The organism is Neobacillus sp. NPDC058068, assembly GCF_042885335.1.
Classification (GTDB): domain Bacteria; phylum Bacillota; class Bacilli; order Bacillales; family Cytobacillaceae; genus Neobacillus.
Map to the genome: position 1 here is coordinate 1 of NZ_JBHVSI010000041.1, position 22,667 is coordinate 22,667.

Here is a 22,667-nt window from a genome sequence, read left to right on the forward strand (position 1 = left end):
TAATATTCAACATACCAGAAGTATCAAAATATTGATACAAAGTGTGCTACCCACCATCTAACTTTCTAAATTGTATATTTTTTTATCAAAACCATTAGGTATAGTAACAGGTATTACAACCATTCCCTAATTTAGAGTAAATATTTGTATCCCAATATGTTAGTAAAAATGTTGTGTAATTTGTATGGGTACACTGGCTATAGTACCCATACATTTCCATATGCAAATTGTACTAAAAATTCACTTAAAATTATAACTAAAATCCCTCTATATCAAACTAAAATGACCAACAAATTGGCATACAATTTGTCGGTCATTTTACATTACATTTTTAATGTTTGTGATAGGAAACGGAACCCGTTAGAAATTAGCACGGTGTTTTTTGTGTATTTGTTATTTATTCCTATTTAACTAAAGCACCCGATACTTTAAGTACATTATTTCACAAACTTTCTTTTACCACCAATTAACGATGTGATGGCCAAGAATCGAATGACAAGAATCTTTATCGATAGCCGAACAAGGCCAAGAATGTGTTCCCGATGTAGCTGCTACTGTAATTTCTCACGCCTTTTTGCCACTATCATTCTTACTAAATTCAGTACTATTCGACTAGGAGAGAACCCTTCAGGGCGTTACCCCATCATTTGATTGAGAATTTCTTCTTTAACTTCATATCTCTCTAAAAAAAGTTCTAAAAACTTCTTTTAAAATCTGAGGGGTGTAATAGTTCAAGAATGGATTGTTTTTTAAACAAAAACCCACTAGAAATTCAATTCTAGTGGGCATTTTTTTATTAGCGGAAAGTTCGTCCAGCTTGTTGTTCAGACATACTTTTTTGTAGATTCACTTGTTCTATTTCTGGTTTAGACTACCTTTTTGTATTAACGTAAGTTCCACCAAGCTGCACACCAAATTCTTGTGCAATTTCATTCTTTATTTGTTGATGTATATGTTGAATTCCTGGAACTAAAAGCTGATTGTTATTGTTTGACATATTGAGTCACCCCCTATTATGTAATTGCCTTGAATTATTATTTTAAAAACACACTGGCTATTGTATTCCTAACACAGAGTTGGTAAATTTTCCATACATAAATTATTGAACAAATAGCCCTTCAACCTATGGTTGAAGGGCTGTATTTACCTAGCCTTGAATAAAAGAAGCTTTTAATTAGCTGTGATACCTGCCAAGCCTGCTCCTCGAGAAGGAAGTGCCCGCCGCAAAGAAGATGGGTTTCTACATTGTAAAGTTCCTTGCTAAAGGCAACAGCGCCATTCAATGTGAAAATAAAATCATTTTTCCCCCAGATAACTGTCGCTGGGGGCTGCTTCGTGCGCAGATACTGCTGCCAAACGGGGTATTGTTCTACATTTTTTCGATAATCGTAGGCAAGTTCCAATTGAATTTGAGCATTTCCCAGGCGGTCCAAGAAGAGCTGATCCATCAAATAGCTGTCCGGGCTGATCAGATCCGGGGAGCAAGCGCCGGTAAGATACTGCTTCTTTGTGAAATCAAAGGTAAGTAAGGCTCCCAATGCAGCTTCAGTGTTTGGGTTTCTGTCTTTCCACAAAGCTTTAAATAGATCGAACGGCTTGCCAAGCCCCTCTTCATGAGCAATGGAATTTTGAATAACAAATCCAAGCACCCTTGACGGCTGGCGAACAGCAATGCGGAAGCCGACTGGACCCCCATAATCCTGAACATAGAAGACTGACTGCCTGATGCCAAGAAGATCCAGCAGCTTTTCCATAACAAGCGAAATGTTATGGAAAGTGTATGTAAATTCATCGGGAGCAGGCATGCTGCTGTTTCCAAAGCCGGGATAATCAGGTGCAATGACATAAAACTGGTCAGACAAAAAAGGAATTAGATTTCGGAACATATGGGAAGAACTCGGAAAACCATGGAGCAGCACAATCGCTGGATTTCTTCGGCTTCCTGCTTCCCGATAAAAAATACGCAGGCTATCAATTGTGGCAATGTGGTAGCTTACCATCTATCCAACCCCTCTAAGCTTTTAGTAACCTTCTATCTTTTTATATGCAGATAGGGAGGTGCTTAGCATTTTTTTCGGTTATTTACGTTTTGAGTTCCTCTAGCAACTTTTGAATTTTGTCACTGGTGAATTTGAATCAACTTTAGAAAAACTCACATAATAAGTGTGTATTATGTAAGCCCGAATTATAAAAAATAAGCACACCTTTCCGGTACGCATCAGATATCCGTATTTCCTGATTTTTTTAATCAAAAATACGGCTTATTTCATTTATTCGCTACATTCTATCTGAATCATTTTTGACCGGGGCATGTATTTATCTAAGATTTCTGGGTTTTGATGGATGCCGAGATTAGGTAGATCCTTAAAAAGTTTCCTCATCTATTCGTAGAAATTAACGCCGTTACTTTTGGCTGTTTCCACGATACCCAAACTAATTGCGTTTGCTTTTGCGACGGCTTCAATGACCGAAAAAAACCAGTTTTTTCTTCCTAGAACGTTGGGACGGATGGCATTTTCGGCTGGATTATTATCGAATTCAATGCGCCCATCATACAAGAATACTTTGAGTCCAATACCTAATTTTATTATAAATTTAAGAGGATACTGATACTATCCCTTATTGTGTTAAACTGCCCGTTAGCACAAGAAGTATGCCGCCAAAAATGGCAGCTGGATCTTCAATTCTTGCACCCGTTAGCTGAAGAAGAACTTTACTTTTATAATGACCTTTTTAACATAAACCGTGGTGGAGGTCCGTAATCTTGTTCTGCTTGAAAATACGCTAATTTTCCGTGTATGCAAGAAATAATTGAAGGCATACCATACCATATCAATTCTTCTATTGCAGTTGTAAGGGGAAATTCTTTACCATCTACTCCTGAATGTGATGACATTACATAACAGTTTTGACCTGCACCTTGTTCTTTCATCAATTTTTCTATTTCTTCTGGGTCAGAGTTTGGTTTAGGGATTTCAATCATAAACTCATTACGAAGAGTATCTAAATAATTGTGATTTAATCTTCCTATCGCTTCTCTGCGTTTTTTTGACGAAGATAATTCAAACAACACCCTTTGTTGAATCTTTTTGTTAAAGAAAGTTTTAACAATAATTTCTTCAATCTCTTTGTTCATCACAACCCCTCCCACAACATAATTTTACCATAATGAACCATATATTATGGCTACTCTTATTAAACTATCCTGTCCTTTAGTTACAAAAAATAGGTTGCCGCAGAAACCCAATTTTTAAAGCAAGCCCCCGTTGATCAACAAAAAAAGAGCCGCCGCCGCAACTCATCTTCAACATAAGCACCCGTTAGCTTAAGTACATTTCTTCACAAACTTATTATAGGAATGCTGCAACGTTTGTTTAATGCTTGAAAAAAATGCATTGACCTAACCAGAACAGCACATCCCTCGATTTCATTTATTTTTATGATTAGAATTCAGTAATTCTGCCTCTATTTCTTCGTCAGACACAAATACCTCTTCATTGTTTTGGCTCTTACTTTTAGGAATTAACAATAAAATGCCCAAGATTAAAACAATTATAATTAGACAAACAGAAATAGTATGCAACCCTTGCCCTGCTGCCATAGCAACTTGCAATACAATAGAGGCTGTAAGCAATGATAAACTAATTATTAAAAGTCCAAATAACCTGTACATAACATTCCCCTTTCAATTCCAAGTTCATAAAGTCGTTACTGATATTTATTCTAGAAAATAATTAGTTTTCCTTCTTCAACTGCTAAACTGCCCTTTAGTCGAATAAAAAAAAGGATCGCAGCTGCTATCCTTCTAGAACTCAAGCACCCGTTTGCTTAAGTGTAATTCTTCACAATATAAAAATAAATACCTGTGTAATACGAATTATCTTTATAGATACTTTTGATAAAAACCATAGTTTGTCCAATACTCAATTTTATCTACAATTGCTTTTGTATTCCTACTTTCAAAATACTCTAATGGTTTTTCCCAATCGTAATCCTTAATTAAGAATAGTTTATATGTACCGTTTTTATCGCTATCTAGATACCAACCCAAGTCGAGAACAAGATTATTTTTACTATTGGTAAGTTGCAATAAATCTTCAACAAAATATTCACCAAAATTATTGCAATTATCAGGTTCGCATTCATAAAAGTTATTAAATTCTACTGTCCATCCTCCCAATAATCTTAATGGTTGAATTTCATATGGTTTATTCATAGACTCCACCTCTTTTATATTAATTTCACTTCGTAGCTGATATTTCCTTCTTTCACTAACCAGCCCCTTTTGTTGAATAAGAAAAATGACCGCCGCAGCGATCATCATCTTCAACTCTTGCACCCGTTAGTTCAAGAAGAACTGCTATTAAGTGGTAATGTTGCACCAATTAGCTCGTCTTCCTGATTTAGATAATCCAAAACACTCTGTATATCCTCTACATTGTAACTTTTAACAACTATCATATGCTTTATATGGAGTCCTGTTGGATATATATTTGGTTGCTGTAATAAGTTTCTTAATCGTTCTGGAGTGTAGAGAATACACCATCTTTCACTTCCGTCACTCATTTTCATACTTATTTCTATCCAATTTGTTTCGTTAGGGTCATTTGATACTTCATCATCAAACTTCCAACTTATTAAATTTATTATGTCCTCACCATTTACATTAAAGTGGGATAATGGAAACCATTTTAATCGTCCATTGTCGCATTTTATTCGAACCATATCTTCGTCAGTATTTATATCAATTACTTGGTATGATTTTCCCCTTGTTAAGCCCTCAGAATATACACCTGGAGTTCGACAAACGATATTCTTATTTATCATAAGACCTCCTTATTAAACCTGAATAACTTATAATTTAGCATATCACGTTATTAAGCTAACCTGCCCAGTTAGCTTAAGTACATCTCTTCACATACTCATTTACTCCTCGGCGCTCCCGCAGGAGTCTCGCGGCTTCCACTCCAATCAACATGGTTATAAAATCAAAAATGCCCCTTAACACAGCCTAATGAAAATAGGTGCATTTTGTTTTACAATGCATTTGAAATATCAATATTGGACAAACAAACCTATAAATCTATATTGCAATAAAATACATCTATAAAATCTGTTAATAGTATATACTTGACTTGTAACTATCATAATGAACTCATGAATTATTGTTAAAATAGAAATCATATTATCTTACCTCTTCATTGTTCACATCTCTTATAATTAATCACGTAGAATTATTGTAATAATAAGTGAATAATTTAATTCAATAAATTTATTAAACAAATCTGCAAAAAAAATAAAGTTACATTTAAATTAGAGTTATTGTTGGAAAGTAATAAAGTATGGTTTATTGAGTTTATTGGTTTACCGTTATAAATATATTCATAAGCAAGTCCTAATTATTTCTTTCTATACATGTTAAGCAAATAATAACAGTAACTTTAAAAACAATAAGTTCAAATAAATAACGCATACAAGGAGCTGAGTAACATTGGCTGTTATTGAACATTTTGATGGTCGTCCCTATACCAACAAATTACATTACACTAAAATTTGCGATTATGAGCTTAAGTTAGATGGTAGTAGATTCATACTGAATTCTGACAGAACTCTTTTAAAGCGAATTAGTGAATTGGATATACGAGAATTTAAATTCTCTCCAAATTCATATTCTGGATTAAATAGTGATAAATTTAAAGAAATTCTTTATGAATGTTGTACAGTTGAGGATAGATTCACAAGATTATTGTTGTTTGAATCCGGCGGACTAAAACCAAAAGTGATAGAAGTTTTTAAAAAGCCGACTTATCAAAAGAATTATTTTAGTTCTAAAGTTCGGATTTTAAATAATAAATATGAACTACCTCATGATCAATTAGGGTCTTTTGCTTCTAATGAAGTCTATGAATTGGCAGAAGAACTTATTGGTGGTAGTTTAAAGCAAGTTACCACTAGTGATTTCAATGTTATCTTTTCTAGAAATAAATTAAATAAAGTTCCGACTTTGAAAATAAAAGGGCGGACAGATTCATCAAGAATTAAACAATATTTCGGTAGAGGTCATTATGAATATAAAACATTTACATCTAATGAATTTTATCCCGAAGCAATTTTAACGGGTAATATTATAATAAGTTGCAGAGAAAATCCTTATATCCCCGATCCATATTATGAAAAATCAAGGTATTCCCATGAAGTATTGGTAGATTTATTAAGACAATGCTTAGATTTTGATTTAGAATTACAAATTCCATCTTTAGACTTAGTTAAATTAAACAATCTTTATAGAAATTTTTTAACAAAATTAAAAAAGTAAATTCACATAGATGACCATTAATAAACTATAACCCAAATTTGACACTGAATAAAAATTAGTCTTATTTGGGTTATAATTCAAAGGTTGCTAAATCACTTCTAATGGTAATCGTTATATTAGAATCCAAGATAACATAGTAATTATTCCAATACTTAAAGTAAAATAAATTAAACATCCAGAATTTTGGGTTAAAGAATTTTTAGGAGGGGAATTTTTTGTAATAATTTTTCTATATTCGTTATTGTTAAATTTTATTGGACTATATTCCACTCTTTTATTAGCCACAAAGGTCTTCCAAGCGATTGGATCTGATTCCAATTTTCTATAATAAGACCCATTATAAGAAAGACTAGATTTATAAAAAAAATCCTCATTAATCCAAAAGTCTTTGCTGTTATAGCCTTTACTTAGTATATCTATTTTGAGTTGCATCATTTCTAAATATAAAAAAGTAAATAATTTTTTAAACTTAGAACCATATACTTGATCCGCTTGTTTCTGAAGATCGTATGCATCAAGACGATCCTTAGGGGGAGTAATTAATTGAATTAAAGATTTTCCTTTGATTCCAATCCATTCCTCATCCGAAAAATCAGTATAATGAGTCCCTGCTGAGTATATTAACTGTAACCTAACTTTATCGTCTATTTGATTAGTAAAGTATAAATTATTATATTTTTCGAAGATTTGTATTTCTTCTTCTTTTACCTTTAAATAATAGGCTAAGCCCTTAACTATCATTTCGCGGTTAAAATGTTCATTAAACATCCTTTGTAGCGTAGCTCCTGTGAGTTTATCCATTTTATTCCAACCCTTTAAATAATTTCATCTCTTTAAAAACATTATATAATTAAATATTACTTATCTTCCACTTTATCCTGTATTAAACCAACTAAATTAATAAAAATCTCAAAAATTCTTCTTATTTGTTATCTTTCTCCTTTGAAATAGCAATACTTGACAAACTATGACGCGAGTAATTTTCCCTATAAATTTATATTTTTTACGAAATAATTGTTTTTGTTAGTCAAAAAGAGCGTTCCTGCTTTTTTAAGAAACGCCCCCGTTTGTTTAAATACAATTCTTCACAAAATTACAACCACAAAAAAGCTATTGGATGGATAAAAAAATAGCCCAACAGGACCGAAAAGCAGCTTTCCAGGACAATTATGGGAAGTATTACTTTTATTCAAACTGAATATATTTTTCCAATTCTTTTTTTAATTTTGACACATGTGTGTTTTCCTTTGGATTATTAAGAAAATCACACAGGTCATTAAAGTGCTTTGTGAGTTTTTCTCTTGTTGTCAATTTTGGCAAATCAATAACAATCGGACCTACTTCACTTGGTTTTTTGAACTCACCGACACGTACCATCATCCCAAGGAAAGCCAATCCTCCTGGGAGGATTAGCGCTCCCCAGTTTTTCTTGATTTCCATATCCGGTGAAAATAATCTATTGTAGGATTTATTACTATTTGCGGTCGAGAGAACGAGTAAGCCATGGTGATTTGGCATTCGATCCTCATCCATTAGCTCACGAAAAATTCTAATTGTGTAAGGTTTTCCTTCTTCACTTGGTATAATGGTTAGGAAATGAAAAACTTCTTCACCAATGGGCAAAACGATTTTTGCAATTTTCGCTAAATCTTTTCTTCTAAAATCAATAGTTTCGACTCTACCACCTTTACTAGTGACAAGATTAGTAAGGTCTATTAGCAGCGTTTCAAGGACAGCACCTTTATGTACTTCTGTGTAATCCATGTTGTCCTCAAAAGTTTCCTTTTCTTTGTAATCACTGCCTTCTAATAACCGTTTGATTTCTTCAGGGTGTGCTGTATCAGAGGATGATCCTCTTCTCACCCAAACCTCGTTTTTTCGGAAGTGATATTTATTTTCCCAGTCAATAAAATCTTTATTGAATCGAAAGCACTGTCTTGGATTTGGTCCCACCTGGATAATAACAAATCGTTTATCTTTATGCTCAGGCGCTATTCCATTGTGACTCCAACCCTGATCAAAAACAGTGACCCGTGGCGCAGGGAAAATGGAATCCTTCACCAAACTTTGGATATTAAGTTCAGTAAGCTTATGGTTTTCAACAGACCTAAATCCCCTTTTATTATCGGCTACACCAATGACAAGATAACTTTTCTTAAAGCCATTGTTTGCAAAAGCAATTATGTCTTTTACAAGTTCAGCATTTGCCCCTTTATCTTTAAAGGCGTTATTCATAATTTTAAAATCCAAAAACTCATTTTCATCTTGTTCAATCAACTTTTTAAAATCAGCGTATGAGAAGATTTGATTCGTCATTTTTTCTCCTTTTTAGTTATGAAACTTAGGAAAAACTGTGTCTTTTGGTTTGTTATCTTTAGTAAGTTGTGCTCTGTATTGTCTAAGCTGTTCAGGCGTTGCCTCAGGTATATCCATTACCATAATATGTCGATTAAATATGTAGCCGTGGGGAATGTCTGACATGAATTCTTTCTTTTCAACATCAAATCCATAATGACCGATAACTGGATGGAGAAATTCCTCTATATCAAACGGAATTTCAGCGTAAGGGTTATGAAAAACGACAATACCATCTAACAAATGCTCATTAAAAACGGATTTCTCAACTACTCCCTCAAATGGCTGAGTGCCGTAATCATTGAATCTTCTAAATTGGACAAGTGTAATACGCGGGTCTTCACTCATCACCCTTACCTTGCTAAACGTTGCGGCATTATTAAAAATTACGGCGCTGACATGGGAATGGTCCGGATTGGTAAAATATCCAAGAGGTACCTTTGAGCCTGTTTTCTTCTCGATTTCTTCTAAAAAAATCATATTAAGGATTTCACGAGACTGATGATCCCAATCAATCGCAATAAAACGATCAATACCATATAATACTCTTTGAAAAGCATGATGATTTTGTAAGAAGAAATACGGAGAATCAAATGGTGCAATTGCAATAACATAAGGTTTCCCCTTTACATGAGTTAGCTTTTTATAAGAGTCTGTGTATTTTCGCGACTTTCCAATAAATGCATTCGCCAATCGCAATGTAGCGTTATCCACTATTTTTTCTTTATTCCATTCATTTAGTTCTTCTTCCGAATAGTTCTTATGCCATTCAGGAGTTGCATCTTTTGCATGGCTTGCAATAGTAGCTTCAATAAGGAAACTATTATCTCCTTCTACCACAAAATCCGGACGATCATAATTAAAGTTAACAACAAACCCCAATTCCTTTAGTGCGGCAAAGAGATACAGCTCCCAAAAAGATGAATTAAACGTTGTCTGAAATTCTTTAACGAATTTATAATCACGATCCACGAATCCCTCTGCCCAATTCTTTATTAAATCTCGAGCAAAAGGCAATTTCTCATTTGCAATATTTCGGAAATTCGGGTTAAGTCTATCCTCCGGATAAAGTTCTTTAAATAGTAGATCTTTAACATCTTTCATACAACTACCCTTTTCATATAATTTAAGTTCATTTTAGCAAAAAAATGTTCTTGTGGTATCCCTCGAAGAAATGGATGATAAAGTGGAAAATCAAAATCGAAGATATCAACAGAAAAAGCGGATTATCACTTCAACCGTGTTCGCCGAAACGTTTCCGGCTTATTTCGTGCCATGTAGTCAAATGCTGTACCCAATAAACTGGAAAATTGGATGTTCTCCAATGAATTTGCTACTCTCAACGTGTATTCATCGGAAAAGGACTTCTTCCTATTCAACGTATAGTAATCGTCCCTACCTGGCTCAACCGATAAAAGTATCTCCCTGAATGCCTTATCCCTTTTTGTCTTTCCGTCTAATTTGCTACTTAATGACACTTAGCCCATCCCCTTTCCAATATTATATAAATTTTTCAAAAACGAGACAAAAAATCTGGTAAAATAGGAACATACCAACCAAATGGGGGAATGTCCTTTGCGGAGAATATTGTTTGTCTTATGTCTGTTGATTGGTTCATTTTCCGCTCATAATACCCTTGTCTATGAAATCAACAACCTAGAACAAAAACACCCGGAATTGTTTGCAAATGAGATCAAACCCTATAAAGTGATTGAAGATTATAATTTCGTTCCGAACGGTCGGTCGGGCGAAATCGAAGACAACTCAAAGGTTTATTACACGAAAGAGGATCAGAAAATCCTCGATGAAAGGGACAGAATTTTAGGACCGCTTCCTTTCTTAAGTGGTTTTTGCTTTTTTTTAGCCATCGGTAGCGCCATTGTTTTTTTCGTTCTTTCATACCTGAAAATCAGTGACGGCTGGGAGAAAGTCAGTAACAGCTGGGAAGAAAGACGGCTGAAAGCCAACAAGATAAAACAGGAGGCATTTCAAAAAGCACAACAAGAAAAGATTTCTCAAATCAATCAAAATTTCATCGAAAAAGTAGAAAACATCATTAAAAAGCATGAGACATCAGGGACTGCAATGTCCTCCCAAGAGGCGTTAGCGCTCCGCACGGAAATGAACAACACAATCAACAGTTTCAGCACCAAAATTAATGCTGAATACATGATTAAACAACATATGCAAATTCATAATCCAAAGTGGAAGTAAAAAGGTTCAACGATTGCTGAACCTTTTTAGTCTTCCGATTTATTCAAACTAAGCGCAACTTTTTGTTGAAGAAGGAATTTCTCGATTAAATTTTTATACAATATAAATCAACCTCTTACAACTAGTTTCTTCAACTGGAATTGAATATCCTTCTTCCGATATCCTTCTTCCACTAAACTTCGCCTATATTCCCAAACTCCTTAATTAAGATTGCAGTGCATCTTGTGTGCATTCGCCTTTGAGACCGAAATAGTAGACAAACTTTCACACAATCTATTTTTCCTATAAATATTTCTTTAGTAAAACTAAATCTGTACATTTAGCATAAAAAGAAATAGAGTTGCCGCAGCAACCCATTATTTTAACAACTCATAAAATATCATTTTCCCTTAAAAACACCCCCTATATTTACTTGCTAGTTTAAGTCTACCTCAAATTTATCACCGCTGTAATCGTCACAAATCCATTCCCATTGTTTAACACGTTTCTCTAACTGTAACTGCTTTAATGGGTTCTGAATATATTCTAATATTAATTGGTTTTCTAGTTGATAAATAATACATAAATAATATGCATCTCCATATTGGTGTGCTGCCGTATATTCATTATTTGTAATAGAAATTTCTGCATTTCGATTCGAAATTGATTTTACTTCGATATAGCGAATATTACCAGTTTTGGTTTGACTATGTACGTCATAACCTAGATTTTGCTTACTAACATCCTTAGCCTGATTTCCTTGGATTTGCTCAAATTCTATACATTGATATTCTGCTGCTCTCCATTTAGAGATGGTCTTCTTATTTGATGAAAAAATAGAGGATAATGAACGTTCAAAAACATTGGAATCCTTTTTTTTATATGAACCAAAACTGTCATTTCCTGTGGATTGTTCCTTTGTAAAACTTGTTTTATAGGTATTATCAACCCATTTAATATCATTTGATGTTAGTGTATTTATAAATTCTGATAAGAAGGATTTTGAAAAAACGATTCCTTTTTTACTACCCCAAATCAGCAATTGATTATTATCGTTTTTAACAAAGCAAGTGTCTAATGGAAATACCTCATTATTAATCAGCATTTTAGAACGAATTGATTTCAACAATTGACCATAAAGTTTACCTAACATGTTCTGGTCAGCTTTGTCTACAAACTCTTTCTCTGATAGAATGGTTATCCAGTCCTGGATTTCATACATTCCTTTCGCAAATGGTTCTAAAAAGCTATCTAAGGAACTGTTTTGTTTTAAACTAGCAACCGGCGTCAGTTGGTTCATAGAGGAATGATCTCGTATCCATATGAATTCTGATGTTTCTAAAAAGCGTGGTTTTCGCTTATGTTCTGTTGCATTAATCATGTCACCGTTTAATAAAGGAATCCATTTTTCTTTTTTAATTAGTTGAATGAACTTTTCAGATAAATAATTTGAAAACTTCGAGAAAGACTGACGTTTTTCAAGTAATGAAAAGATTGACAATAAGGCTTCATTTCCGCCCTGCAAAGTTTCAGTCATCATTTTAAATAACTGTTCTGCTGCATTCAATAACCCTGCTTCTGTTTTTTCATCCCAAGTTAAGTGTTTTCGGCTAGGGTCTGTTGAAAAGTCACAATTGATTTTAAATGGATAACCAGTAGGTTCCAATGTTGGTAAATAACAATGAAATACCGCTTCTTCCTTATCGCAAGCGATAATCTGACCTTGTTCATCTATTTTTAATCCAAGTTGAATCGATTTATTCTGTTGATTTCCAACAATGAACCATTCTTTCTTTTCATGTCCTACTTCCTGAATACAAACTCGATGATTATCTCGTAATATCTTAAATTTTCTACGAATGGATAGAAGGTTGATTTGAATCTGATGAATATGGTTAAGGAATAAAAAGTAGCCATCATTAATAGCAGCCAACTCTTCCTCTAATATGACTAACCGAGCATCCCTAAAAATAAAAATAGTATGATATCCATCCTGGTAGAGTTTTTGTATTTCTTCCTCTATTTCGGGTTCGATATTTTCAATATATAAAGGGATACGAACAGTTGGCACTTTGTTTATATCTGAAATCTGTAATTTCTTGGCACACAGATCCTTTGAGAACGTAAATCCAACATTATTTGAGTGGATAATAATGTTGTTAGTTAGATATGTTGTACTTTTAAAGCCGACCCCCCGATACCCAATGGTTTCTCCTCGTTTTTTAGAACTTGCCCCTGAACGACTAATGCTTTCAATATCATGTTGATTAAAAGGTTTTCCATCATTCGCAAAGAAAATATGACCATTTTTACTATATAGAGTAATGCATTTGGATTCTGCATCATCCGCATTTTGCAATAACTCAATAAATATACGTTCCCCGTAACTTTCAGCCATATATTTTTCCATCGCCGCCATATCCGCTAATAATTGTGGTGACGATTTAGCTTCTTCTAAAAAACTATGACTGATTTCTTCGATCACTTGCTTCAATGAAACTACCACCTCTCAAAAAAACCCCTCATGTGAAAATTGACATGAGGGTCTTAATTACACAAAAGTTATTAAACATAGTCGATTAATGTTACTGTAATACGAGCTTTAGCTTCTTTATCTTTTAAAGTATTTACCCATTTTAATAAAACATTTGCAACTTCATTTGCCCGATTTTCATCTTCTTCATAATCGTCATCATCATCGGCATCCTGAATATAATCATATTCTGAAGCAAAAGAATCACAAATTTCTTCAATAATTTGAGTAAGTGATTCTTCTTTATATCGATTTTTCTTTACTAATGTATACATTCTTTCAGCTAGTTCTAAATAGCCATATCTTAAAGCATACCAAATATAGGATGATGAAACAGAAGAGGATTTACTGAAACAATATTCAAGGATATCGTCATTTTCATTCAAAATGACCAATACCTCTTCACTTCCAATTTTATTACCTAAGTCATACATCATTCCGTCAGTATAGTAATATCCATTACTTTTTATGTAGGCTTCACCATTAATGAGAACATAGCGCCACATATCAATGGATAATGATATATTACTCTTTGCTATTTTTTCAATAATCTCATGTATTTTTCCACTATTTTCTTCTAAATTACTTTTCAAAACATCGAAACTTTGAAGTAATAATTCTTCTTTGTTCTTACTACTCTTTGCCAATTAACTCCACCCCTTCTTACACATTAATTTATTATATAATTATATTATATCTGTTAATTTACTTTGAACAAAACAAATTATCTAGAATTATTGGAAATTTTTACTCATAAAATTGAGGTAGGTACGTACAACCCTTCACAATCTCGTTTTTATTTGACCATAAATATTCATTTTTTCAATAAAAGTGATAATAAATTTATTAAAATATCCTTTTTAAAAATTGGTGTTTTTTGTATCACATTGCTTTCGGGACCGTAATAGTGGATAAGCTATACACAATCTATTTTAACTATAAATTAATTTTTTTAGTGAAACTAAATCTGTACCCTTAGCGTAAAAAGAAAAAGAGCTGCCAATGACAACCCTTTCTTCACTAAAGCACCCTATAGTTTAAGTACAATTCTTCACAATTAATGTTTACTCAATAAAAATAAACGAAAACAGTATTGCTAATAACGTATATTAACACGCTAAAATATTTTTTTTACATCCTTCTTAATAAGAATATGAAGAAAAGGACGATAGTTTTCTGCGTAAGGGTTGACCACAAAAAATTTACCATTGTACTTAAATATTAATGCGAGCTTTCCTGTTTTATAGTAAGAGATATCATGATAAAAGATGGTGTATGTTCGCCCGAAAGCGGTCTTGTAAATAAAATTGTCATTCGACTCATTTAATGTGATTCTCCAAGACGTGAGATGAATCCCTCCGCCAAAACATATAATTGAAAGCAAAAGGATGATGCTGCCTAAAACAAGCCCCCATATCTTGTCTTGTCGTTCGGAGTTATATGCGTCCCGAAATGAAAGATAAGTTACTTTCCCTGATTTTATCATCATAATATAATTTGAGCGGGATGTACTATAGACAAGCAGTTTGACTTCTTTCCTTTTTTTTACATTTTTTAAAAATGCAACTTCATCAAATACTTGATACTCAGGGTCTTCTATGAAATATTTAGAACCATTTGTAAGATGCAGTTCAGCATTAGTGTATCTTCCACTTGTTATATAATGGTCAAATTTACCTGATATAGAACTCATTTCACTTTTCTCAAGGGGAGGATTAAGAGAATCACGAATGATGAAAATCCCAAGAAATAGTACACATGAAGAGACGAATAACACGATTATACGCAAGGAAATTACCTCTTTTGTAAATTTATATTCTTTTCGTAAGTGAAATAAGAAAAACGGGAAGACATAAATCCATATAGCTGTTCCTATATTTCTTTGTTCAACTAACGCACCCATTACTTCAATAAGGATGTGCTTTAAAAGTAATTGGGTATATCAATTGATATGGAGTCGATATCATTTTCTTTTGAGTAATACATACAAACACTGTCTTTATATTTTTGACTATCATTAGGCAGTACAATAAAACCTAATCCTTTGTAAAATTCTATCCCAATGTCACTATAAAGGAAAAAGTTGTTACAGTTTTCTTCCTGTTCTAATTTATTTATCGTTTCTTTGACCAATAAAGAAGCATATCCTTTTTTTCTTAAATATATAGGAGTAGCGATTGAACCAATCCCTTTTACAATTTGATCTTCAGAAAGATTTAGTTCATATACGATGAGGGAGCTTAATAGTTGCTTTGTATCTGTTGTCTCAAGAACGTACCACTTTCCCTTTTTATACTTATTGGAATCCTGACACATAGTTATATATTCTTCATATGGCAGATTATCTCCCCAAACATCATAGCCCATCTTATAAATTTCTATCATATCCTCTTTTGTTGCTTCCCTAATTTTTCTCAAAGTACCTCTCCTTGTGTTTTATACGGTTTATACATTCATTTTCGACATTAAGGTTATCAAGACCTCTATTCTTCTTGTGCTAACCTGCCACGTTAGTGCAACAAGAAAAAAGACCGCATTAGCGATCATTTCTTTAACTCTTGCACCCGTTAATTTAAGTGATTTCCTTCACAATTGATGACCTTTATCCAGAGGAGTAATCTTTTCTAGATTTGATATTTGGAAATCGCTTTTTTAGGAAAAAATCCCACTTAAAACTCTATTGCTTAACAAAATTAAATAAGCCTAGCCGTTCCCATTTATCAATATGATGTAAAGTGCATTAATAGCACCATTTTAATTCTCTAAACCAAATTTAGATTTTTGCATTCTTATTCTAATAAGATTTATTTTATCAGCCAATGATTGGAATTTTTCTTCCGATATCGCAATTGGAACCTCTCCAAATTGAGTCTTTAATACATTTTTTATAATTTCATATACTTGAAGGTGGGATTTACATTTTAACAATGAATCATAAATTAATTGTGCTTCTGAATCATACTCATCGATTTGTTCTTCTAAATTAAATATAATTCTCATTGGGTCAAATTTAACTAGGGTTTCACTAATAATATGTTTATAAATTTGAATAGGTTTTCTTACAACTAACGTTCCACTAACTTCCGCATTGTTATTGTATGCCTTTGTCGCCAAATCTTCTTGTACTTCCGAGCTTACACTAGGGTTAATTAAAGTTATAAACTCTTTTGGAGATATATGAGCGAAATCTTTCCCTCCTGTTTCCTTATAAAACTCTTGAATAAGCTCTCTCCTAGCACTTATAGGATTCCCTTTTTTATCCTTATAAACCCAATCAAGTTTTTTATCACCACTAACAAATATTACGTTTGATCTTAATTGTAGTATGTTATACCAAATAATATAATCCCCTGCACTATTTTCCTCTTTAGGATCATCTTTATAACCAGGAGGTAATTTTTCCTTAAACCTTTTTTCTGCATCTTTCATTAATTCTTCATCAGTTTTTGAATTTGCTGGAACATAAAAAGATTTATCAAGTATCTTTTTAATACTCTTTAGATATGGGTCATTTTGAAATAAATCCTTTAAATCGTCACGTAGTGCAACTAATGACTTCCGATATTCTTTTAGTGATTCATTGTATTTTTGCTGAAATTCCTCTGAAGTTTTATATGTAGTTTTTCCTTCCAATATTGGAACCTTTTTATTTAACGAGTTATGCTCTTGCAAGCCTGAAATCAATGTTTCTATATCATTTATTCTTTGTGTAATTTGTCCAGGTCTATTTTTTGCAAATTCTACAATCACTTGCCTAGGTATTCTTAATTTATCCGTATCACTTAATGTTCTAAGTGTTTTAAGAACCTCTTTTACAGTTACTTCTCTCCATTGATACGCAGAAAGCAAGACATTTGTATCTACAACTATTAAAGCATCTTTAATAAGTTCATTTATTGGCTGCGGTTGATGAAAAAAAGATTCCCAGTCCTTCACACATACCCCTCAATTCCTAATCATATTGTAATAAAAAATTACTATTATAATAAAGAGCTCACTAATCTTTTTTAACAAGTGAGCTTATTACATTATCTGTTAAAACTCATCGGTATTTGCCATAACAACTCTTGTTTCTTTACCCCGAAATTTTGCTAAATTATCTCTTTTAATATACTAGCATGTTTATAAAAAATGCTCTTTTCATTTATCCATAAAAGTCGTTTTCATCTTCTAACAAACACCAATAGTATCCTAAAACTAAAAAGCAATAAAAAAATCCTCATACTGAAGGATCACATTAAGTAAAATCCATTATTTAGACTATTTTTCTTCCATCTTTTCTAAGATAAAATATATGGTTAACTTTTTATAAATGGGTTGGTTTTTTATGAATATTATAGCAGACCAAGCACATTTTTTTGGGATTTTTGAGTGTTTTTCTTATTGAACTAAACTGCTCGTTAGCACAAGAAGAAAGCCGCCAAAATAGGGCGGCTGGATCTGCAACTCTCGCACCCGGTAGTTGAACAAGTAGTTAGTTATTTATAGACTAACTTCCGATTCGTGTATGGTTTTACCTAAAATGTTCAAGAGAGTAGAAAGTCTTTGTAAATCCAGTACATTTAGTTCAAATTCACCTGAGAGAATCTTTTGTAAATGATTCCAATCATCGCAAAAGGAACCAACACCAAATTCAAGAGATTCGCTTTTGAAATTCTCTATGTCATTCCAGTCAACTGACCAATAATAGTCAGTGTCAATAGTTACTTCACTAATATCTTTTTCCTTTAATTTATTTAATAACATCAACACTAATTGTTCAATTTCCTTTGTTTTTATTTTCAAAATCTGTTCCTCCCCTCAAACTTTAGCTATGTATATTTTACCATTTCTTATTCAACTAACCTGCCCGTTAGCCATACATGAAGCGGAAAAATCACCACTTCACCACAGAGAATGAAAATGGTTAGGAAGTGTCAATACTGATACTGACCTTAATCCAGTCAACCAATTCATAGACTTATTAATTAACGCTCTCCTCTTTTTTTTAACGATTGAGCAGGGTCTTCTTAAGTTTTGTCATTTTTCAAATCTTGAGGAAACTTTTTTCATGGTAGTTGAAGTACAATAGTTCACAATCTTTGCACTTGTATTTAGATGGAAACACCTTTTTTAATTATTCTGCTTATTAAACTTGTTTACTTATTATTGTTAATTAGTTTTAGTGCAGCTTCGATATATTCATCCTTACCTTTTGATACGCCTTCCAACGTCCTTTTAACTTCAACATCTGGCAGAATTCCAATTGTATGGGTCTGGCTCCTGTCTGCATTTAACACTACCATACCGGTCATAGTTCCATTTAAATTGCCTGGAATTGAGTAGTTTTGTATTTCTCCGTCGGCTCCAGCAGTTGGATGACCAATAATTTGTCCCAAATGATTGTCTTTAATATATCCTAGAAAATACTCGGGTCTACTACCTGTCCCTGCATAAGAGAGAAAGATGACTTTCCCTTCAAAAAATGGTTTCATTGATTCTATTGTAACTCTTACCTCATCAAATGTTACATTTTCTTGGTCTGGATATATCGTCTGCATAACCCTTAGAATAGGACCTTTTACAGGCTTTTCAGTCAGATGACCAACCACTTTCTGCATCAACGGAAAGGATGGATAGCCCCTTAAATCATAAATAATTCCTTTTGCATTGCTAAGGACATCGATATTTTCTTCAAATTTTGATTGAACATCTTTACCTAAATCAAAATAAAATACGCCATCTTCTACTTCTTTGAAGGTATCTTCTCTGCCAAACTCGTCTAATCTGATTTGGGTGCTTTTCGTATTCAGCTCTAACAACTGCTCCCCTCTTCTAATTTTTATTGTTGCTGTATCAAAATTTGTTATTTCTTTTAATGCTCTGTAAGTTTTCCATTGGACCGAACCAGGAATTTCTTTGCTCAATTCTTCAACTAGTTCCTGTGAACCTTTTCCATTAATTGAAAGGACAATATCACCCTTATTAAAAGGTGAATCTTGACTAGCAACCGTTACGACCACATTATTTTCTACCATATCTAATATGATTGGGAGTCTCTTTTCTTTTAACTTAAATTGGTCAAAGGAGAAAGTGGCATGCCCATCTTTCGTTTTTTCCATCAGTTTCAATAAAGTGCTTATATAATCATTCCGATTCTTGTCATCAGAAGCGTCCTTTAAGGCAATGCCCAACTGATTTTCCCAATCAGAGTCGGTTACATCGAAATAGGGATAAAAATGATTCAGCATATTCCAAGTAACGATGACTCCTGCATAACGGACATTTTCATTCTCACTTGAGTCATTCCGATCCATTTTCTCAATAGATTCCATAAGCATCTTGAAGTTGTCTCGACTTACTTGGCTGCTGCCCAAGGTTCCAGTTATATCTTTATAAAGAACAAGTGGTATCGAACAGACCAGTTGATCGCTGATGCTATTATTAATGGTTTCATTAATTTTAGGAAATGAGGAGAATAGCTTTTCTTTTTCAAGAGTATACTTTCCAGCAGAAAGATTTGCAGTAACTCGTTTACTTTTGTACAAATCCGGGTCTTCTGGCGGTCCATAATGCTGCCAAGCAACAACTTCCCCATTTTTAATATTTTTCGGCATTTTGATTTTCTCATTTTTATAATAGATACCCATAGTGGGAGCTATAGGCAAAAACAATTCTTCCAATCTCGCTTTTAATTCACTCTCACTCTTTGCATTCTTTACTTTGCTAATACCATAAATCGCAAAACGCTCCCAATTTAACTGTGCTCCTTCATCACTTGGATGAAAATACCGTACATATCCGTAAACTTTTGAAAAAGCGTCAATATTTGAGTATTCACGGGTTTGGCTTATTTTATTGTCTACACTATTGAAAGTTGTTTTTTCAGTTTTATCGTGAAAAAGGGTAAATAACAACAGTATGCATACTAAAAGGCTAATTAAAATAATCAAAAATCTATTATACGATTTTCCCATTTTTTCCTCCAAAGATTACAGATCTGAAAGTCAATTTAAGAGTAACTTAGTTAATTGGTAAAAATAACAATTATTGTAGAATATTTATCATCGTTCCTATATATAAATAAAAGCACTTTTGTCCAATTCAATCAAATATTTTAAAATAAGAATTATTAATTATTTTTAAGAATCGCACTCTTTATTGCAATAAGATTTATGAATGTAAAATACTATGAATAAAATATTTTGCATTCTCTGCGTCTTTTTTCTTAACAGAAACAACATATTGTTTTTCGTAATTCTTGTTCATTCCAATACTTCCAAAGTTCCCCCTAGTCGTCCCATATCCTCTCCATTGTGTTGAACGGTCAATAACTTTGTAGGTATATTTAATGCCCTTACTTTTTAAAATCCCTCTTACCTTTGAAAATTCTTCCATTGAATATCCAATATAAACTTCTTCTTTATTAAAGAAAAACATATCCATCCCCCATGGTTACGCTATTTACATTAACACACCCTTATTTCCATTAATTACATTATACTGTATAGCTTTAGGGGATGTTTGGAAATTTTGGTTTATCAGAAGATATTAAAAATGGATTCCTTATTCCACTAACCTGCCCCGTTTGTTCAAGAAGAAAAGGAGCTGCCGCAGCTATCTCCGTTGTTAAACTCATGCCGCCAATAGTTAAAGAAGACATTCAAATTTTCTTTAATAGTGTTTCATTAAATATTTTAGTTATCTCCGCATAACCAACAATATGGGACGCTTCCTGTATTGTTATTCTTTTTCCAACCCATAAAGTGTTTGGATATGCCTCTGGAGTAATAAATGTGATTGTCCCTAAAACTGTTTCACCTAATTCAACTTTTTCTTTATTGTAGTAATGATGTGTTCCAGTTGTTAAATAATCTTCTTTCACTAAATGGGCTGGACGATAACCTGAATAAACAGGAAAATTCCTACCACCTTCTTCAGTTGTAAGGAATGTTATTTTAGCTTCTACATCAGCCATACAAAAACTCCCCTTTTTTAACCACTATTGTAACACGTCTTATTCCACTAACCTGCTCGTTAGTGGAATAAGAAACAGGCTGCCGCAACAACCCCCGCTGTTCAACTAAAGCACTCCGTTAGTTATATAAGCAACTATTTTATAAGATGAGCTTTTAACTCTAACAACTTGTTTTTGATAAAAGGATTGATTTCTGTTGGTAGATTATTTAAAGCAAAAAATTGTGCTTCAATTCCTTGATTACGGTCAGGTTTTATTTCCCCTTCAAATTCAGTACATAAATAACCGATTGCAACAGTTTGGTATTCATCGCCACTTTCCTCTACTCGATTAATTAATTCTGTTCCTGAATAGACACCAAACAAAGTTAATCGCTTTAAAGTTAGTCCAATATCTTGAAGGACATTCCGTTTAATGCATTCTTCAACTGACTCGTTTAACTGCAAAATATCACCTGGAATATTCCAAATGCCATCGATGTATCGATTTAGTAAAATCTCACCGTTCTGGTTTATAATCGCTACACTTGGTCGCACAATGATTAGTGGATCATTTCCAATCTTTTCTCTCATCGTATCGCAATAATTCATACTAACCTCCAAATTGGCTACTAAACTTTGTGACGTTTGCTAAACAACAACTACCTTGCGGATTATTGACCTCACAGCCACATCGATTTGCCTTAATGTTTTCCCGAATGTGCTCAACTGGATGAGGTGTTAGTCCGTTTTCAATGGATGTTTGAATTCTTTCTTTCGTCCAATTGAAACAATAGCAAACAGGCGTATCAAGTAAAGACTCTTTTTGAAAAACAGGAACCTTAATTTCTGATATAGAGTAAGACTTAATTTCCGAATTATAATAGACGATCTCACAATTAGCAGTTGCACAAAAATAATGATCTAATTCTGCATTAAGTAACTCTAAAGATGATGGTTTTAACATTGTTTTTAGTGTAATCGTTTTGACCTTTTTACCAACTACACCACAAGACGAACAGGATTGAAGTTTTTCAGATAATGAATCATTTGTTTTACAACAATCGCTCATAATTTATCTCTCCTTGAGATTGACTTTATAACTAAACTATACCATTTCTTGTTCAACTAAACTGCCCGTTAGCCATCCATGAAGCGCAAAAATCAGCGCTTCACCACAGAGAATGAAAATGGTCACTAACTGTCAATACTGATTCTACGGCTGGGAGAGGAAGGTCGATGAACTATGGTGCGTTAGAGCCCATCCGTTAGTCTGACTCCACCGACCACGGTGCACCACTGACTGTCGCTCCCTTACGGGAAGCACACATGGTA

22 protein-coding genes and 2 pseudogenes are annotated in these 22,667 nt (G+C 33.2%); 2 read left to right on the forward strand and 22 right to left on the reverse strand.

Translation table 11 applies throughout. From position 1 onward, the window contains the following. Positions 1–898: 898 nt before the first annotated feature. The 7 genes and pseudogenes from ACFVSW_RS27340 to ACFVSW_RS27370 all read right to left on the reverse strand — a co-directional run. A pseudogene (locus tag ACFVSW_RS27340) lies at positions 899–997 on the reverse strand (small, acid-soluble spore protein, alpha/beta type); the annotation flags it as partial. A gap of 121 nt (positions 998–1,118) precedes the next feature. Then, positions 1,119–2,000 carry an alpha/beta fold hydrolase gene (locus ACFVSW_RS27345; RefSeq protein WP_387319785.1) on the reverse strand — a complete coding sequence of 294 codons (882 nt, stop codon included), beginning with the start codon at positions 1,998–2,000 and terminating at the stop codon, positions 1,119–1,121. 384 nt (positions 2,001–2,384) lie between these two features. Further along, a pseudogene (locus ACFVSW_RS27350) lies at positions 2,385–2,561 on the reverse strand (IS66 family transposase); the annotation flags it as partial. Between the two features lie 158 nt (positions 2,562–2,719). Beyond that, positions 2,720–3,136, reverse strand: coding sequence for a hypothetical protein (locus tag ACFVSW_RS27355; protein ID WP_387319786.1), 417 nt, complete (start codon positions 3,134–3,136; stop codon positions 2,720–2,722). Positions 3,137–3,427: 291 nt separating this feature from the next. Next, positions 3,428–3,673, reverse strand: a complete 246-nt coding sequence (locus ACFVSW_RS27360) for a hypothetical protein (protein WP_387319787.1) — start codon at positions 3,671–3,673, stop codon at positions 3,428–3,430. Between the two features lie 210 nt (positions 3,674–3,883). Beyond that, a complete protein-coding gene (locus ACFVSW_RS27365; protein ID WP_387319788.1) occupies positions 3,884–4,330 on the reverse strand; it encodes a hypothetical protein in 447 nt (148 codons plus the stop codon). A gap of 17 nt (positions 4,331–4,347) precedes the next feature. Continuing rightward, positions 4,348–4,827 (reverse strand): hypothetical protein, encoded by a 480-nt coding sequence (locus tag ACFVSW_RS27370; RefSeq protein WP_387319789.1) that lies wholly within the window; start codon positions 4,825–4,827, stop codon positions 4,348–4,350. 664 nt (positions 4,828–5,491) lie between these two features. Between ACFVSW_RS27370 and ACFVSW_RS27375 the strand changes: the two genes are divergently transcribed. Next, complete coding sequence (locus tag ACFVSW_RS27375) at positions 5,492–6,316, forward strand: hypothetical protein (protein ID WP_387319790.1); 825 nt, start codon at positions 5,492–5,494, stop codon at positions 6,314–6,316. 111 nt (positions 6,317–6,427) lie between these two features. Here ACFVSW_RS27375 and ACFVSW_RS27380 read toward each other — a convergent pair whose 3' ends face one another. The 4 genes from ACFVSW_RS27380 to ACFVSW_RS27395 form a co-directional block, all read right to left on the reverse strand. Further along, positions 6,428–7,117 (reverse strand): hypothetical protein, encoded by a 690-nt coding sequence (locus tag ACFVSW_RS27380; protein ID WP_387319791.1) that lies wholly within the window; start codon positions 7,115–7,117, stop codon positions 6,428–6,430. Positions 7,118–7,501: 384 nt separating this feature from the next. After that, complete coding sequence (locus ACFVSW_RS27385; RefSeq protein ID WP_387319792.1) at positions 7,502–8,632, reverse strand: AlbA family DNA-binding domain-containing protein; 1,131 nt, start codon at positions 8,630–8,632, stop codon at positions 7,502–7,504. A 12-nt stretch (positions 8,633–8,644) separates the two neighbouring features. Continuing rightward, the gene (locus ACFVSW_RS27390) at positions 8,645–9,775 is read right to left on the reverse strand and encodes a hypothetical protein (protein WP_387319793.1); all 1,131 of its coding nucleotides are present in this window, start codon (positions 9,773–9,775) and stop codon (positions 8,645–8,647) included. Between the two features lie 125 nt (positions 9,776–9,900). Then, on the reverse strand, positions 9,901–10,149 hold the full coding sequence (locus tag ACFVSW_RS27395; protein WP_387319794.1) for a hypothetical protein: 249 nt from the start codon (positions 10,147–10,149) through the stop codon (positions 9,901–9,903). Between the two features lie 97 nt (positions 10,150–10,246). Between ACFVSW_RS27395 and ACFVSW_RS27400 the strand changes: the two genes are divergently transcribed. Beyond that, entirely contained in the window at positions 10,247–10,885 is a 639-nt protein-coding gene (locus tag ACFVSW_RS27400; protein ID WP_387319795.1) for a hypothetical protein, read from the forward strand. A 415-nt stretch (positions 10,886–11,300) separates the two neighbouring features. On the opposite strand, the gene ACFVSW_RS27405 is transcribed toward ACFVSW_RS27400, so the two are convergent. From ACFVSW_RS27405 to ACFVSW_RS27455, 11 genes are all read right to left on the reverse strand, one after another. Beyond that, positions 11,301–13,349 carry a protein NO VEIN domain-containing protein gene (locus ACFVSW_RS27405; RefSeq protein ID WP_387319806.1) on the reverse strand — a complete coding sequence of 683 codons (2,049 nt, stop codon included), beginning with the start codon at positions 13,347–13,349 and terminating at the stop codon, positions 11,301–11,303. An 80-nt stretch (positions 13,350–13,429) separates the two neighbouring features. Continuing rightward, complete coding sequence (locus tag ACFVSW_RS27410; RefSeq protein ID WP_387319796.1) at positions 13,430–14,044, reverse strand: hypothetical protein; 615 nt, start codon at positions 14,042–14,044, stop codon at positions 13,430–13,432. Between the two features lie 470 nt (positions 14,045–14,514). Further along, on the reverse strand, positions 14,515–15,186 hold the full coding sequence (locus tag ACFVSW_RS27415; RefSeq protein WP_387319797.1) for a serpin family protein: 672 nt from the start codon (positions 15,184–15,186) through the stop codon (positions 14,515–14,517). A gap of 134 nt (positions 15,187–15,320) precedes the next feature. Next, positions 15,321–15,815: a GNAT family N-acetyltransferase gene (locus ACFVSW_RS27420; protein ID WP_387319798.1), complete on the reverse strand. Its 495-nt coding sequence runs from the start codon at positions 15,813–15,815 to the stop codon at positions 15,321–15,323. A 336-nt stretch (positions 15,816–16,151) separates the two neighbouring features. Further along, positions 16,152–17,333: a PIN-like domain-containing protein gene (locus ACFVSW_RS27425; RefSeq protein WP_387319799.1), complete on the reverse strand. Its 1,182-nt coding sequence runs from the start codon at positions 17,331–17,333 to the stop codon at positions 16,152–16,154. Between the two features lie 546 nt (positions 17,334–17,879). Next, positions 17,880–18,182, reverse strand: coding sequence for a hypothetical protein (locus tag ACFVSW_RS27430; RefSeq protein ID WP_387319800.1), 303 nt, complete (start codon positions 18,180–18,182; stop codon positions 17,880–17,882). A 353-nt stretch (positions 18,183–18,535) separates the two neighbouring features. Continuing rightward, positions 18,536–20,365, reverse strand: coding sequence for a S41 family peptidase (locus tag ACFVSW_RS27435; protein WP_387319801.1), 1,830 nt, complete (start codon positions 20,363–20,365; stop codon positions 18,536–18,538). A 184-nt stretch (positions 20,366–20,549) separates the two neighbouring features. Further along, positions 20,550–20,816, reverse strand: coding sequence for a hypothetical protein (locus ACFVSW_RS27440; protein ID WP_387319802.1), 267 nt, complete (start codon positions 20,814–20,816; stop codon positions 20,550–20,552). A gap of 223 nt (positions 20,817–21,039) precedes the next feature. Further along, the gene (locus ACFVSW_RS27445) at positions 21,040–21,354 is read right to left on the reverse strand and encodes a hypothetical protein (RefSeq protein WP_387319803.1); all 315 of its coding nucleotides are present in this window, start codon (positions 21,352–21,354) and stop codon (positions 21,040–21,042) included. A gap of 134 nt (positions 21,355–21,488) precedes the next feature. Next, on the reverse strand, positions 21,489–21,944 hold the full coding sequence (locus ACFVSW_RS27450) for an NUDIX domain-containing protein (protein ID WP_387319804.1): 456 nt from the start codon (positions 21,942–21,944) through the stop codon (positions 21,489–21,491). Position 21,945: 1 nt separating this feature from the next. After that, positions 21,946–22,404 (reverse strand): putative iron-sulfur cluster-binding metallochaperone, encoded by a 459-nt coding sequence (locus ACFVSW_RS27455; RefSeq protein WP_387319805.1) that lies wholly within the window; start codon positions 22,402–22,404, stop codon positions 21,946–21,948. Positions 22,405–22,667 lie beyond the last annotated feature (263 nt).